This is a genomic window from Alkanindiges hydrocarboniclasticus (assembly GCF_001982605.1).
Lineage (GTDB): Bacteria > Pseudomonadota > Gammaproteobacteria > Pseudomonadales > Moraxellaceae > Alkanindiges > Alkanindiges hydrocarboniclasticus.
Window position 1 is genome coordinate 17,923 of sequence record NZ_MLCN01000013.1, and the last position, 13,127, is coordinate 31,049.

The following is a 13,127-nucleotide window of genomic DNA, read 5'->3' on the forward strand; positions in this document are numbered from 1 at the left end:
GTAATGCTGTAATGAAATGCAGGGTATGGACTGTTTTAAAACCAGTTTTGTTGTGAATCGTTTAATACATGCAGCACACACAAGCGCCGCCATTGCTGCTCATTCACCTGATCACGCCAGACCGACAGGAATATACGTTTTCCACTGGCTGTTTTTAGGGTTAAATGGATGACCAGTCCCAAATGCCGAACCCCAAGCAACTGTCCGGTATGTCGTTTGCCCTGACGCTGCTGCCAGTACCAAGTATGGCTATCACCCTGCCACAAGGCATCAATCCGATGGGTAACAGCACTGTTTTTGAGCCACCAGCTGATCCCCAGTAATAGGCTGATCAGCCCACCACGCAGCGGCCATGCCAAACCACTGGCCCAGATCATGGCACTCAACAGCAGCAGTGCCAGCACATGAATAACTGGCTGCACACGGCTTGGAGTTAAAGTGAGATCAACCAGCATGGTTAATAATTGCTGGTCAAATTAATGAAGCAGGTTTTTTAGTTTTTCAATTATGCGCACCAGTTCTGGCTGTTCCGGCTCACTCACCGCCATAAACCAGTCCAGCAAATCGGGGTCTTCCTGTTCAATCAGCAGGGCAAATGCCTGTTTTTCTGCCTCGGGTGCAGTCAAATAGTGCTGGCGCACGTAAGGATCAAAATAAATATCCAGTTCTTTTAAGCCACGACGAGCACGGTAAATAACCTTGCGGTCGTGCAAACTGATTTCATCACTCATGCCTTGCTCCAACAGATTACAAACGTGGCGTAGTGTAGCACGCTGCCTGTTTAACCACGGGCTTGCCTTGTACTGAAAATTGGCAAAAACATTAGATACTGCTCAGTTTTTGGCAATAAAACCCATTGTTGCTCTGGGCATAATCTCTTTTACTGTGTGCCAGGCTTTACTAGCATTTTTGCTGACCAAACTGATTATTTGCAAGGAATCCCATGAGCGCAGCCAATTTACTCCGTCCTTTGCCACCAATGGCACCACGTACCATTTATAACGAAGAGCACGAAGCCTTCCGCGATACGGCACGCCGTTTCTTTGAAACTGAAATTGCCCCTTACCATGAAAAATGGGCCGAGCAGCAACATCTGGACCGTAACCTATGGAACAAGGCTGGTGAACTGGGCCTGCTGTGCGCCACCATGCCGGAACAGTACGGCGGCAGCGGTGTAGACCGTCTATACAGTGCCATCTTAATGGAAGAACAAGCCTACGCGCTGGATTCTGCCTCTGGCTTTGCCCTACACTCTGATATCGTGGCCAACTATATTTTTAACTTTGGTAACGAAGATCAAAAAGCCACGTGGCTACCCAAAATGGCCACCGGTGAAGTGGTTGGTGCCATTGCCATGACTGAACCGGGTACTGGTTCTGACCTGCAAGGTATCCGCACCACGGCTGTTGCAGATGGCGATGACTATATTGTTAATGGTTCCAAAATTTTTATTACCAATGGCTACCTGTGTGACATGGCCGTGGTGGCAGTAAAAACCGGCAACAGCGAAAAAGGTGCACAAAATATTTCCCTGCTGATTATGGATGCCAAGGCAGCGGGCTTTACCAAAGGCAAACCCCTGAAAAAAGTGGGCATGCACGGTCAGGATACCTGTGAGCTGTTTTTTGATAATGTGCGTGTGCCAAAAGCCAACCTGCTGGGCATGGAAGGCATGGGCTTTATCATGCTGATGAAAGAACTGGCTTGGGAGCGCCTGATGGTTGGCCTGATGTCTCAAGCAGCAGCAGAAGCCGTATTTGCCCATACCGTTCAGTACACCAAGGACCGCAAAGCCTTTGGCAAGCCCATTAGCGCGTTCCAGAACACCCGCTTTAAACTGGCCGAACTGCGTACCAAAATTGACATTGGCCGCACCTATGCTGACCGCTGCATGGAACTACAGGTTCAAAATGCATTGAGCGTTGAAGCTGCTGCTGCTGCCAAGTACTGGCTGTCTGACATGGTTAACCAGATTGTGGATGAGTGCGTGCAGTTGCATGGTGGCTATGGCTTCATGATGGAATATCCAGTGGCCCGTGCATATGTGGACAACCGTGCGCATCGTATTTATGCCGGCACCAACGAAATCATGAAAGAGCTGATTGCACGTACCCTGTAAGAATAGAAAATACTATTTTATAAAGGCTATCACCTTATGGTGGTGGCCTTTTTTTATGGTTACATGATGTAAATTTAGTTATGAATAAAAAAATAATATATTAGTTACGCTAAGGTGGTTAGTAGTATTCAAAATTAAATACCTTATACAAAACAACCAGCCCTATACTAACATTAGTTTTTTCAATTAATTATCATACAAGCACAGAAAGATAAGCAATGAACGCATCAGTTAAAATATATAGTTTTTTTTGTATTATCCTTGCTTTCACTTCTCATGTGGTCTACGCAGATGAGATAACAGATCGTACAGTATTTAAGCAGCAGGTTTTAAGGGCATATGAACGACAAGATTTTAAAACTTTAAATAATATATATTTAAACGTTTTAAACAAAAAAAGCAAAAGTAGTAGCGGCACGCTGTTGCTATGGGACTATTACCGAGTATTTGAAAAATATTATGAAACACTATACGTTGATGAAAACCTACAATGGAAAGAGGCAGAAAAAGGTCTAAAGCAATGGGAAAAGCTTTACCCTCAAAGTGCCGCTCCAAAAATAATTCTCATTAGGTTAATGCAAGTAAAATCAAATTCTTATAGCAACGCACGTTTTAAAAATTTAGATAAGGCATCATGTGATGACATATTATCGTTACTAGATAGAACCCAGGTAAAATTACTCTCAACTCTTAAACAAACTTCAAAAAGTGATAAAGCAGAATTTATCGGAAGTATTTGCTATTTTGCATATGACCAATTCGTTAAAGACTCTATATTACATATGGAAAATAGAGTCACATATGATCCTGAATGGTTTACTACCAAAATTCGTCAAGCTAGTAAGGAAGGAGATAAAACTTCCTGCCTTACTATATTTAATGAAGGCATCAAAAAATATCCAAATTACTATAACTTATACTTTGAAACGATACCCTGTCACTTAGGTAACGATAAGCAAGAACGCTTAAGAAAATGGGAATACATTGCTAATCTTGCAGCTAAAAATAATAAAACCATAGATGGTGATGCTTTGTATGCAAGGGTTTACTGGGTTATTTCTTCTTATTTTGGAGTTGATAATTTAAAAGGTAATACTTTAGTAAACTGGCCACGTATGAAAGCTTCTATGAAACAGGTATTAAAAAAATATCCTGATCAGTGGAACTACACGCATTTTGCAGAAATTTCCTGTAGATCAAATGATAAAGAATTTACAAGGTACTTATTTAAATTTATACCCACTTATAATCCTAGCAATTGGGAGAGTCAAGAAATTTACGAATACTGCAAATCTTATATCATCCAATAAAAAAGTGCCCTAAGGCACTTCTTTATACTTAAAACAAGACTTAATCAAACAACTTAAAGCGTTTTTTGTTTTTTGCCTTGCTACCATCAAAGGTCAGGATATCATCTTCAAAGCTGCTGCTACGAAGCTCAGCCTTGTCTTTTAGGTAATTCATGGAAACACGCCATGGATCACTTTTACCCTGACGTGGCATCACATCCGCAGCACGTTTGATATAGCCGGATGCCAAGCTGCCCATTACCGTGTCATCTGTTAACTCGCTGGCATCAGCCTTGGCCACCACCACCTTATAGTTTTTCTTGTCCATGTAGTTAAACATGCGGGCCAAATAATCAGCCGCCACGTCTACTTTTAATGTCCAAGATGCATTGGTATAACCAATAATAATGGCCGCATTGGGTATATTACTCAGTAGTACACCTTTGTAAAGCATGTGATTGGAAGTATTCACTGGCTGGCCATCGATGGTGGCTTGCAAGCCACCCAGAATCTGGATATTCAGACCAGTTGCGGACACAATAATGTCAGCATCCAGCTGCTTGCCAGACTTCAGCAAAATACCATTTTCAGTAAAGCGTTCAATCTGGTCAGTTTCCACTGATGCCTTACCGCGTTTAATGGTTTTAAACAAATCACCATCCGGCACCACGCACAGGCGCTGGTCCCATGGATTATAATTCGGGGTAAAATGCTTCATGTCGACATGCTTGCCCACCTGTAGCTTAACAGTCTTTAACAGGAATTTTTTCACCAGTTCGGGTTTTTCCTGCGACAGTTTAAACACCAGACGCTGCACCCCGATATTACGACTGCGGGTCAACTGATACGCTACTTTTTCCGGCATGAATTTCTTCATGTTGTCGTATAAGGCATCAATGGCAGGCACAGTAGCAATATAAGTTGGCGAACGCTGTAGCATGGTGACATGCGCTGCCTTGTTAGCCATGGAAGGCACTAGTGTGATTGCTGTCGCGCCACTCCCAATAATTACCACTTTTTTGCCGCTATAATCCAGATTCTCTGGCCAGTGCTGGGGCTGAATGACAGTGCCTTTAAACTTGTCTTCATCCGGGTAAGCTGGCTTAAAGCCCTGATCATAATTGTAGTAACCCGTACAGCCCAGCAGGAATCCGGCCGTCCACTGCTCGGTGGTATTATCAGCCACATTCAGTACTTCCAGTTCCCATAGTTTTTTGGCAGAAGACCAGTTGGCTGTTTTAACCTGACGCTGAAAATGAATATACTCAAAAATATTATATTCTTTTGCCGTGTCATTCACGTAATTACGGATTGATGTCCCATCGGCCAGTACTTTGGACTGAGTCCATGGTTTAAACTCAAAACCGAAAGTAGACATGTCAGAATCCGAACGGATGCCCGGATAACGAAATAAATCCCAGGTTCCACCAATACTTTCACGACGCTCTAAAATCGCAAATTTTTTCTGCGGGGCTTTAAGTTTCAAGTGCACCGCGCTGCCAATACCCGAAATACCAGCACCAATAATCAATACATCAAAATGTTGAGCCATCTGTATTATCAATCCGAATTAACCTGCACAAAACATAGTCACTAAATTGACAATAGTCAATGTCAATTTAGGCCATTAGAGTAAATACACTAATAATTTAGGATATATTTGCACAGAACGATATGACCGTTACAGATTTTTTATCTGTTTAAACTGCGTCACCAGCCAGTCACCGATAGCATGGATTTCCTCAAGGCAAACCTGATGCTCCATGGCATATTCCTGCCAGTTCACCGAACAGCCTAATTGTTGCGCAACGGCACAAGCGCTTGCTCCCATTTGTAGGGGGACTACCCCATCATACTGGCCATGCGCAATAAATACCGGAAGTTGCTGCTGCACGGTATTAAACTGCGTTTTCAGCGCTTGTGCGTCCGGGATATAGGTCGATAGGGCAATCACACCGCCTAGACGCTGCTCGTGACTTAAAGCCGCCTGATAGGCAATGGCCCCACCCTGAGAGAAACCTGCCAGAAAAATATGGGATGCATCAATACCACGCTGATGTTCCCGCACAATGAGCTGCCTGATCTGATCAACGCTGCGCTGGATTCCGGCCTGATCGACCTTGCGGTGATCGGCTGACATTTCCAGAATGTCATACCAGGCAGGCATCACATAGCCCCCGTTAATGGTAACCGGAATTTCAGGGGCATTGGGGAATACAAAGCGCACCGGCATATCCGCTGCTAGTTTAAGCTCAGGAATTACCGGTACAAAATCATTGGCATTGGCACCCAGTCCGTGTAGCCAGATAACAGTAAACTGCGGATTTTCTGCGGTTTCAAGTTCAATTACAGATAAGGTCGACATAAGAGGAATTGCTTCAAGGAAGATGCCTCTATCATATAAGAAACTGCTCTTATAAAAATATTCAGGCATAAAACAGGCATAAAAAAACCGGCGCTAGGGCCGGTCTTTTCTACTGTACTGCTTATTCAGCAGCAGGTTGAGTCATGGAGCGATCCACTAATTCAACATAAGCCATTGGCGCAGCATCACCGGCACGGAAGCCAGCTTTAAGTACGCGCAAATAGCCACCTTGACGCTCTTTGTAGCGAGGGCCAAGCTCAGTAAATAACTTACCAACAATCGCTGCACTACGGGTACGGGCAAAAGCCAGACGACGGTTAGCGACAGTATCATGTTTTGCCAAAGTGATTAAAGGCTCAGCAACACGGCGAAGCTCTTTAGCTTTAGGCAAGGTTGTTTTGATCAGCTCGTGTTCAAACAGCGAGTTAGCCATATTCTGGAACATGGCCTTACGGTGGCTGCTGGTACGACCTAATTTCACACCACTATTACGATGACGCATGGTGAATAGTCCTACTAATTAACGGCTACGGTAAGCAAAGCGATCATCCACGCGCAAGCTGGCTGGTGGCCAGTTATCTAAGCGCATGCCAAGCGACAAGCCTTTGGAAGCCAACACATCTTTAATCTCGGTTAATGACTTTTTACCCAAGTTAGGCGTTTTTAACAGCTCAACTTCAGTACGTTGTACGAGATCACCAATGTAGTAAATGTTTTCTGCCTTCAAACAGTTGGCAGAACGAACGGTTAATTCCAGATCATCAACTGGGCGTAACAAGATCGGATCAACTTCTTCACGACTTTGTACAGGCTCTGGCGCATGGTCTTTTTGCAGGTCAACGAAAATCGCAATTTGTTGCTGCAAAATAGTTGCAGCTTTACGAATCGCTTCTTCCGGATCTACAGTACCATTGGTTTCCAGATCAATAACCAGTTTATCCAGATCAGTACGTTGCTCAACCCGCGCATTTTCTACAGTGTAGGAAACACGCTTGATTGGGCTGTAACTGGCATCAAGCTGCAAACGGCCAACCGGACGGGTTTCCCCTTCCGGAAAACGCACATCAGCAGGCTCGTAGCCACGGCCCTGGGTTACTTTCAGGCGCATTTTTAAATGGCCATTAGCACCCAGCGTTGCCAGTACATGCTCTGGATTGACGATCTCAACATTATGCGGTAAACGCAGGTCCGCGGCAGTGACTTCACCGGGACCCTGTTTATCCAATGTCAAATACGCTTCGTTCTGTTCGAACAGTTTAATTGACAATCCTTTAAGGTTCAGCAAGAGCTCGACGATGTCCTGCTGCAAGCCTTCTAAAGTACTGTACTCATGCTCAACACCTTCTACCTCTGCCTCAACCACGGCAGCGCCAGGCAGTGACGAAAGTAAAATGCGACGCAAGGCATTACCTAAAGTGTGGCCAAAACCACGCTCTAAAGGCTCAAGAATTACTTTTGCCGAGGTTCCACTGACCGCATCGACCTTAATCGCTTGCGGAGTCAGAAACTCGTTTGCAGTACGCGTCATATTGCCACCTCAAGGGATTATTTCGAATACAATTCAACAATCAAGCTTTCGTTGATTTCGGCAGGCAGATCGGAACGATCAGGTGCAGACTTGAACGTACCTTCCATCTTGGTATGATCCACTTCCAACCAGGAAGCAATACCGCGCTGAGTACCAAGCTCAATTGCACTTTTGATACGCAACTGATTTTTTGCACCTTCATGTACAGCAATCACATCACCAGCTTTAACTTGGATTGACGCGATGTTTACGCGACGACCATTCAAGGTAATGCTGCGATGGCTAACCAGCTGACGCGCTTCAGCACGCGTAGAGCCAAAGCCCATGCGATACACCACGTTGTCTAGACGGCTTTCCAGCAGTTGCAGCAGGTTGTCACCTGTTGCGCCTTTGGAACGAGCGGCTTCTTTGTAATAGTTACTGAATTGACGCTCTAAAACACCGTACATACGACGTACTTTTTGTTTTTCACGTAACTGTAACGAATACTCAGACTGCTTACCACGACTTTGGCCATGCTGACCTGGTGGTTTACCAGCCTTTTTAGTTTTGACGTCAAAAGGTTTAACGCCAGATTTTAACTGCAAGTCTGTCCCTTCGCGGCGGGAGAGCTTGCATTTTGGACCTATATAGCGAGCCATGAATGAGTCTCCTTATACGCGACGTTTTTTAGGCGGACGGCAGCCGTTGTGAGGAATTGGTGTCACATCGGTAATGCTGTTAATTTTATAACCCACTGCGCCTAATGCACGAACCGCAGACTCACGACCTGGACCTGGCCCTTTAACAAGAACATCCAGATTTTTTAAACCGTAATCTAAAGCAGCTTTACCAGCAACTTCAGCCGCTACCTGAGCAGCGAACGGAGTAGATTTACGCGAGCCACGGAAGCCCTGTCCACCAGAGGTAGCCCAGGCCAGTGCATTACCTTGACGATCGGTAATGGTCACAATGGTGTTATTAAAAGAAGCATGAATGTGAGCGATCCCTTCAGAAACGGTCCTGGTGACCTTCTTGCGGGCGCGGGTATCTTTAGCCATCTTTTAGCTTCCAGAGCAATTATTTCTTAATTGGTTTTTTCGGACCCTTACGAGTACGAGCGTTGGTTTTGGTGCGCTGACCACGAACAGGCAAGCTACGACGATGACGAAGACCACGGTAGCAGCCTAAATCCATCAAACGTTTAATGTTCATGGAAATTTCACGACGAAGATCACCCTCGGTAGGAACCTTGGCAACTTCGGCACGAATCGCATCCAACTGCGCATCCGATAACTCACGGATTTTGGTAGTAGCAGTAATTCCTACAGCAGCTAAAATGTTAGCAGCAGTATGACGGCCAATACCGAAAATGTAAGTTAAAGAAATGACAGCGTGCTTGTTATCCGGAATGTTAACACCGGCAATACGAGCCATTCATTTTCTCCAAAAAGGCAATTGAAAAATCAACCGCCCCATCAATTATGAGGGGGCGGATAATAACGCAATTCACCTAGTGAAATCAACAGGTAAGTTAGCTTATTAAAAAACTATCCTTGACGCTGCTTGTGGCGAGGTTCTGCGCTACAAATTACGCGAATTACCCCGTTACGACGGATCACTTTACAGTTACCGCAAATTTTTTTAACAGAAGCTTGAACTTTCATGTTAAACACCCTTCAGGTTGAATCACGCAAGCACTTACTTGTTCAGCAAGGAAGGTGACTTTTTCATCAATGACTGGTTCTCGTACTGATGTGAGGTTAAATGCGCCTGTAGCTGCGCCATAAAGTCCATCACGACAACCACCACAATGAGCAATGAAGTACCCCCTAAATGGAATGGCACACCAAATGCACTTTGCAATACCATTGGCATTAAACACACCACGGTAATGTAGATTGCCCCAATAAAAGTCAATCGATTGAGAATATGGTCCAAATAACGGGCTGTTTGATCACCAGGACGAATTCCAGGCACATAGGCACCGCTACGTTTTAAATTTTCTGACACTTCTTTTGGACTAAACACCAAAGCGGTATAAAAGTAGCAAAAGAAAATGATCAAACCGCCAAACAGCACGAGATACAAAGGCTGACCTGGTGATAACACCAATGCCATATCCTGCAAAAAACGCTTGATAAAGCCCGCGTTTGGATCAGCACTTCCCACCCATTGACCCAGACTTGCTGGAAATAACAGCAAGGAACTGGCAAAAATTGCAGGAATAACCCCAGCCATATTAATTTTTAATGGCAAATGGGTTTGCTGTGCAGTAAATACCTTCCGACCCTGTTGCTTTTGTGCATAGTTCACAGGAATACGGCGCTGTGCTTTTTCGATAAAAATTACGGCAGCAATCACAGCAAGACTTAAAATTCCAAGCAGTAACAGACCAATCAAACTACTTTGGCCCTGCTGAATAGATTCAAAAGACTGCAAGACAATGCCGGGTAACCCCGCCACAATCCCTGCAAAGATGATCATTGAAATACCATTACCAATGCCGCGTTCGGTGATTTGCTCACCAAGCCACATCAGGAACATGGTACCCGCTACCAAAGAAGTTACTGCAGGAACATAAAAACTTAAGCCTGTAGACAGGGTAATACCCTGACTTTGCAGGCCTGCACACATACCAATCGCCTGAACCAGACCAAGAAACAAAGTTCCTTGCCGGGTGTATTGATTGATTTTGCGGCGTCCTGCCTCACCTTCTTTTTTAAGTGCTTCAAGTGAGGGTACAACTGTAGCCATCAATTGAACAATAATCGAAGCAGAAATATAAGGCATGATGCCCAGCGCCAGAATAGACATGCGCTCGAGGGCACCACCCGAAAACATATTGAACAGGCTAAGAATAGTATCCTTATTCTGTTCAAACAGCTGTGCCAACCGTTCTGGATTAATCCCCGGAACTGGAACATGCGCACCCAAACGAAACACTAATAATGCGCCAAGCAAAAAAAGCATTCGTTGAATGATTTCCTGATATTTCCGATGAAACGCAGGACCTTTTATTGCTTTTTGCATGTTATCTAACGTTGTATTCGGGGGCATAGCCACAGGGGATTACTCCTCAACCTTGCCGCCAGCTGCTTCAATTGCAGCTTTAGCGCCTTTGGTCAGAGCAACACCCTGCACTGTGAATGCACGAGTAATTTCACCTGAAAGTACAATGCGCGCACGGATCTTGTCCTGACGAACCACATTGGCAGCTTTCAAGGTTTGCAGGCTAACAACATCGCCTTCAACCTTGTTCAGCTCAGATAAACGTACTTCAGCGGTTTTCAGTGCCAGTTGGCTGGTAAAACCGAACTTGGGTAAGCGACGGTAAATTGGCATCTGGCCGCCTTCAAAGCCGGCACGAATTCCAGAACCTGAGCGTGAAGTTTGACCTTTCACACCACGGCCACCGGTTTTGCCCAAGCCGGAACCAATACCACGACCCAAACGGCGATGTTCGCGCTTTGCACCTTCAGCAGGTGCAAGCTCATTTAAACGCAAAGTCATGGCTGCACTCCATTATCAACGGGCTCAACGCTTACCATATAGTATACTTTATTGATCATACCACGGTTTGAAGGCGTATCCTGCACTTCAACAGTGTGACCAATGCGACGCAGACCTAATCCCTGCAGGCAAAGCTTATGATTTTTTAAGCGATGTGCAGAAGATTTGATCTGGGTAACCTTGATTGTTTTCATGTCAAATTACCCTTGAATTTCTTCGACAGTCTTACCACGTTTTGCAGCAACTTTTTCAGCAGAGGTCATGTTTTTCAGACCTTTGAAAGTTGCATACACCACGTTGGTTGCATTGGTAGAACCGTAGCATTTTGCCAGTACATTTTGTACACCAGCAACTTCAAGTACGGCGCGCATTGCACCACCGGCAATTACACCAGTACCTTCAGACGCAGGCTGCATGTAAATGCGGCTGGCACCATGGGAAGAGTTAACCGGATGCTGCAGGGTTGTACCATTCAGGTCTACACTGATCATGTTGCGACGTGCAGCTTCCAGTGCTTTTTGAATAGCAGCAGGAACTTCACGGGCCTTGCCACGACCAAAGCCAACGCGGCCATTACCATCACCCACCACGGTTAACGCGGTGAAAGAGAAAATACGGCCACCCTTAACTACCTTGGCAACGCGGTCTACAGCAACCAGCTTCTCAACAAAGCCTTCGTTTTGTTCAACTTTTGCCATGATTAGAACTCCAGACCGCCAGCACGGGCAGCATCAGCCAAGGCTTTAATACGACCATGATATTTAAAACCAGAACGGTCGAACGCTACTTTGGTAATACCAGCAGCTTTAGCACGCTCAGCAATTAAGGCACCCACTTTGGTAGCTGCATCAATGTTGCCAGTTGCGCCAGAACGTAATTGTGCGTCCAAAGTAGAAGCTTGCGCCAGTACTTTGCCACCTTCTGGGGAAATGATTTGAGCATAGATGTGACGCGGTGTGCGGTTTACACACAGACGAGTCGCACCCAATGCACGGATGTGCAAGCGTGTGCTTTTCGCACGACGCAAACGGGATTGTTTCTTGTCGTTCATATAGAACCTCGCGCCTTATTTCTTCTTAGCTTCTTTACGGAGAATGACTTCATCCGAATAACGTACACCTTTACCTTTATAAGGCTCTGGTGGACGGAAAGAACGGATATTAGCAGCAACCTGACCCAGCGCTTGTTTATCAATAGATTTCAAAACAATTTCTGTTGGGGTTGGGGTTTCGGCAGTGACGCCTTCTGGAAGCTGGAAATCAATAGGATGTGAGTAACCCAGGTTCAGGTTTACAACAGTACCTTTAACCTGAGCTTTATAACCTACACCAACCAATTGCAGCTTACGTTCGAAACCGTTGCTAACACCAGTCACCAAGTTATTTAAAACGGCACGAGCGGTACCTGCCTGCATCCAGCTTTCTTGGTTATCATTTGCTGGAGCAATCAGTAATTTACCGTCTTCCTGTTTTAGCTCGACCAGCGCATGCAGGTTGAAAGCCAGTACACCTTTACTGCCTTTCACTTCGACCTGCTGGCCGTTCTGGGTTACTGTAACACCGGATGGTACAGTAACCGGGGCTTTAGCCACACGAGACATGAGGAATCACCTATTAGGAAACAAAAGCAATCACTTCACCGCCAACGCCAGCAGCACGTGCAGCGCGGTCAGTCATGATGCCTTTACTTGTTGAAACAATTGCAATGCCCAAACCTTGCTTAACGCGCGGTAAGTCATTTTTGCCGCGATACTGACGCAGGCCTGGACGGCTTACGCGTTTAACGGTTTCAATAACTGGCTTGCCTTCAAAGTACTTCAGGGTCAATGTCAGTGTTGGTTTACCTTCAACATCGGTAACTTCAGTACTGGCAATATAACCCTCAGACTGAAGCACACCAGCAATGGCTTGCTTCAGTTTGGATTGCGGCATTGAAACAGTAGCTTTCTTTGCCATTTGTGCGTTACGAACACGGGTTAGCATGTCGGCAACGGTATCTTGCATACTCATGTATGTTGCTCCTTACCAGCTTGCCTTAACCACGCCAGGGACATCACCCTGCATAACCATTAAACGCAGCATGTTACGGCTTAAGCCGAACTTGCGGAAATAGCCATGCGGACGGCCTGTTAAACCACAACGGTTACGTTGACGAACAGGAGATGCATTACGCGGCAATGCTTGCAGCTTTAGCATTGCATCCATACGCTCTTCATCGCTTGCATTACCGTTAGCAATAGTTGCCTTCAGTTCAGCGCGCTTGGCAGCATATTTAGCAACTGTTTTTTCGCGCTTTAACTCGCGATTAATCATGCTTTTCTTAGCCATATTGACC

The 13,127-nt window shown here is 45.4% G+C and carries 20 protein-coding genes; 2 read left to right on the plus strand and 18 right to left on the minus strand.

The genetic code is table 11. From position 1 onward, the window contains the following. Nucleotides 1-35: 35 nt before the first annotated feature. A complete protein-coding gene (locus BKE30_RS05315) occupies nt 36-455 on the minus strand; it encodes a protein YgfX (RefSeq protein ID WP_076877577.1) in 420 nt (139 codons plus the stop codon). 21 nt (nt 456-476) lie between these two features. Next, complete coding sequence (locus tag BKE30_RS05320) at nt 477-731, minus strand: FAD assembly factor SdhE (RefSeq protein WP_076877578.1); 255 nt, start codon at nt 729-731, stop codon at nt 477-479. A gap of 212 nt (nt 732-943) precedes the next feature. On the opposite strand from BKE30_RS05320, the gene BKE30_RS05325 reads away from it, so the two are divergent. Beyond that, nucleotides 944-2,119 (plus strand): acyl-CoA dehydrogenase family protein, encoded by a 1,176-nt coding sequence (locus tag BKE30_RS05325; protein WP_076877579.1) that lies wholly within the window; start codon nt 944-946, stop codon nt 2,117-2,119. Between the two features lie 218 nt (nt 2,120-2,337). Then, entirely contained in the window at nt 2,338-3,429 is a 1,092-nt protein-coding gene (locus BKE30_RS05330) for a hypothetical protein (RefSeq protein ID WP_076877580.1), read from the plus strand. 40 nt (nt 3,430-3,469) lie between these two features. Here the strand turns inward: BKE30_RS05330 and BKE30_RS05335 are convergent, their stop codons facing one another. From BKE30_RS05335 to rpsN, 16 genes are all read right to left on the minus strand, one after another. Beyond that, entirely contained in the window at nt 3,470-4,960 is a 1,491-nt protein-coding gene (locus tag BKE30_RS05335) for a flavin-containing monooxygenase (RefSeq protein WP_076877581.1), read from the minus strand. 129 nt (nt 4,961-5,089) lie between these two features. Then, the gene (locus tag BKE30_RS05340; RefSeq protein ID WP_076877582.1) at nt 5,090-5,773 is read right to left on the minus strand and encodes an alpha/beta hydrolase; all 684 of its coding nucleotides are present in this window, start codon (nt 5,771-5,773) and stop codon (nt 5,090-5,092) included. 121 nt (nt 5,774-5,894) lie between these two features. Continuing rightward, a complete protein-coding gene (rplQ, locus tag BKE30_RS05345) occupies nt 5,895-6,275 on the minus strand; it encodes a 50S ribosomal protein L17 (RefSeq protein WP_076877583.1) in 381 nt (126 codons plus the stop codon). A gap of 18 nt (nt 6,276-6,293) precedes the next feature. Further along, nucleotides 6,294-7,301 carry a DNA-directed RNA polymerase subunit alpha gene (locus BKE30_RS05350; protein ID WP_026472356.1) on the minus strand — a complete coding sequence of 336 codons (1,008 nt, stop codon included), beginning with the start codon at nt 7,299-7,301 and terminating at the stop codon, nt 6,294-6,296. 17 nt (nt 7,302-7,318) lie between these two features. Next, a complete protein-coding gene (gene rpsD / locus BKE30_RS05355) occupies nt 7,319-7,942 on the minus strand; it encodes a 30S ribosomal protein S4 (RefSeq protein WP_076877584.1) in 624 nt (207 codons plus the stop codon). A gap of 12 nt (nt 7,943-7,954) precedes the next feature. Next, nucleotides 7,955-8,341, minus strand: coding sequence for a 30S ribosomal protein S11 (gene rpsK, locus BKE30_RS05360; RefSeq protein ID WP_026472354.1), 387 nt, complete (start codon nt 8,339-8,341; stop codon nt 7,955-7,957). Nucleotides 8,342-8,360: 19 nt separating this feature from the next. Beyond that, nucleotides 8,361-8,717: a 30S ribosomal protein S13 gene (rpsM, locus tag BKE30_RS05365; protein WP_076877585.1), complete on the minus strand. Its 357-nt coding sequence runs from the start codon at nt 8,715-8,717 to the stop codon at nt 8,361-8,363. 113 nt (nt 8,718-8,830) lie between these two features. Then, nucleotides 8,831-8,947, minus strand: a complete 117-nt coding sequence (gene rpmJ / locus BKE30_RS05370; protein WP_039619814.1) for a 50S ribosomal protein L36 — start codon at nt 8,945-8,947, stop codon at nt 8,831-8,833. Between the two features lie 34 nt (nt 8,948-8,981). Further along, complete coding sequence (gene secY, locus BKE30_RS05375; RefSeq protein WP_198938046.1) at nt 8,982-10,301, minus strand: preprotein translocase subunit SecY; 1,320 nt, start codon at nt 10,299-10,301, stop codon at nt 8,982-8,984. A 51-nt stretch (nt 10,302-10,352) separates the two neighbouring features. Beyond that, nucleotides 10,353-10,793 (minus strand): 50S ribosomal protein L15, encoded by a 441-nt coding sequence (gene rplO / locus BKE30_RS05380; RefSeq protein WP_076877587.1) that lies wholly within the window; start codon nt 10,791-10,793, stop codon nt 10,353-10,355. Further along, on the minus strand, nt 10,790-10,987 hold the full coding sequence (gene rpmD / locus BKE30_RS05385) for a 50S ribosomal protein L30 (protein ID WP_026472350.1): 198 nt from the start codon (nt 10,985-10,987) through the stop codon (nt 10,790-10,792). The genes rplO and rpmD overlap by 4 nt, the downstream gene beginning before the upstream one ends. Nucleotides 10,988-10,993: 6 nt before the next feature. Then, nucleotides 10,994-11,491 carry a 30S ribosomal protein S5 gene (gene rpsE / locus BKE30_RS05390; protein WP_076877588.1) on the minus strand — a complete coding sequence of 166 codons (498 nt, stop codon included), beginning with the start codon at nt 11,489-11,491 and terminating at the stop codon, nt 10,994-10,996. 2 nt (nt 11,492-11,493) lie between these two features. Continuing rightward, on the minus strand, nt 11,494-11,844 hold the full coding sequence (gene rplR, locus BKE30_RS05395; protein WP_076877589.1) for a 50S ribosomal protein L18: 351 nt from the start codon (nt 11,842-11,844) through the stop codon (nt 11,494-11,496). Nucleotides 11,845-11,859: 15 nt separating this feature from the next. Next, on the minus strand, nt 11,860-12,393 hold the full coding sequence (gene rplF / locus BKE30_RS05400) for a 50S ribosomal protein L6 (protein WP_076877590.1): 534 nt from the start codon (nt 12,391-12,393) through the stop codon (nt 11,860-11,862). 13 nt (nt 12,394-12,406) lie between these two features. Then, nucleotides 12,407-12,802, minus strand: a complete 396-nt coding sequence (gene rpsH / locus BKE30_RS05405; RefSeq protein ID WP_026472346.1) for a 30S ribosomal protein S8 — start codon at nt 12,800-12,802, stop codon at nt 12,407-12,409. Nucleotides 12,803-12,814: 12 nt separating this feature from the next. After that, on the minus strand, nt 12,815-13,120 hold the full coding sequence (gene rpsN / locus BKE30_RS05410; protein WP_076877591.1) for a 30S ribosomal protein S14: 306 nt from the start codon (nt 13,118-13,120) through the stop codon (nt 12,815-12,817). Nucleotides 13,121-13,127: the final 7 nt, after the last annotated feature.

Bases quoted from the DNA above. Each gene is read 5' to 3' on its own strand.
- BKE30_RS05315 (WP_076877577.1), bottom strand. From the start codon at position 455: ATGCTGGTTGATCTCACTTTAACTCCAAGCCGTGTGCAGCCAGTTATT.
- BKE30_RS05320 (WP_076877578.1), bottom strand. From the start codon at position 731: ATGAGTGATGAAATCAGTTTGCACGACCGCAAGGTTATTTACCGTGCT.
- rpsN (WP_076877591.1), bottom strand. From the start codon at position 13,120: ATGGCTAAGAAAAGCATGATTAATCGCGAGTTAAAGCGCGAAAAAACA.
- BKE30_RS05350 (WP_026472356.1), bottom strand. From the start codon at position 7,301: ATGACGCGTACTGCAAACGAGTTTCTGACTCCGCAAGCGATTAAGGTC.
- rpsH (WP_026472346.1), bottom strand. From the start codon at position 12,802: ATGAGTATGCAAGATACCGTTGCCGACATGCTAACCCGTGTTCGTAAC.
- rplO (WP_076877587.1), bottom strand. From the start codon at position 10,793: ATGACTTTGCGTTTAAATGAGCTTGCACCTGCTGAAGGTGCAAAGCGC.
- rpsE (WP_076877588.1), bottom strand. From the start codon at position 11,491: ATGGCAAAAGTTGAACAAAACGAAGGCTTTGTTGAGAAGCTGGTTGCT.
- BKE30_RS05340 (WP_076877582.1), bottom strand. From the start codon at position 5,773: ATGTCGACCTTATCTGTAATTGAACTTGAAACCGCAGAAAATCCGCAG.
- rpsM (WP_076877585.1), bottom strand. From the start codon at position 8,717: ATGGCTCGTATTGCCGGTGTTAACATTCCGGATAACAAGCACGCTGTC.
- rpmJ (WP_039619814.1), bottom strand. From the start codon at position 8,947: ATGAAAGTTCAAGCTTCTGTTAAAAAAATTTGCGGTAACTGTAAAGTG.
- BKE30_RS05330 (WP_076877580.1), top strand. From the start codon at position 2,338: ATGAACGCATCAGTTAAAATATATAGTTTTTTTTGTATTATCCTTGCT.
- rplQ (WP_076877583.1), bottom strand. From the start codon at position 6,275: ATGCGTCATCGTAATAGTGGTGTGAAATTAGGTCGTACCAGCAGCCAC.
- rpmD (WP_026472350.1), bottom strand. From the start codon at position 10,987: ATGAAAACAATCAAGGTTACCCAGATCAAATCTTCTGCACATCGCTTA.
- rplF (WP_076877590.1), bottom strand. From the start codon at position 12,393: ATGTCTCGTGTGGCTAAAGCCCCGGTTACTGTACCATCCGGTGTTACA.
- rplR (WP_076877589.1), bottom strand. From the start codon at position 11,844: ATGAACGACAAGAAACAATCCCGTTTGCGTCGTGCGAAAAGCACACGC.
- rpsK (WP_026472354.1), bottom strand. From the start codon at position 8,341: ATGGCTAAAGATACCCGCGCCCGCAAGAAGGTCACCAGGACCGTTTCT.
- rpsD (WP_076877584.1), bottom strand. From the start codon at position 7,942: ATGGCTCGCTATATAGGTCCAAAATGCAAGCTCTCCCGCCGCGAAGGG.
- BKE30_RS05325 (WP_076877579.1), top strand. From the start codon at position 944: ATGAGCGCAGCCAATTTACTCCGTCCTTTGCCACCAATGGCACCACGT.
- BKE30_RS05335 (WP_076877581.1), bottom strand. From the start codon at position 4,960: ATGGCTCAACATTTTGATGTATTGATTATTGGTGCTGGTATTTCGGGT.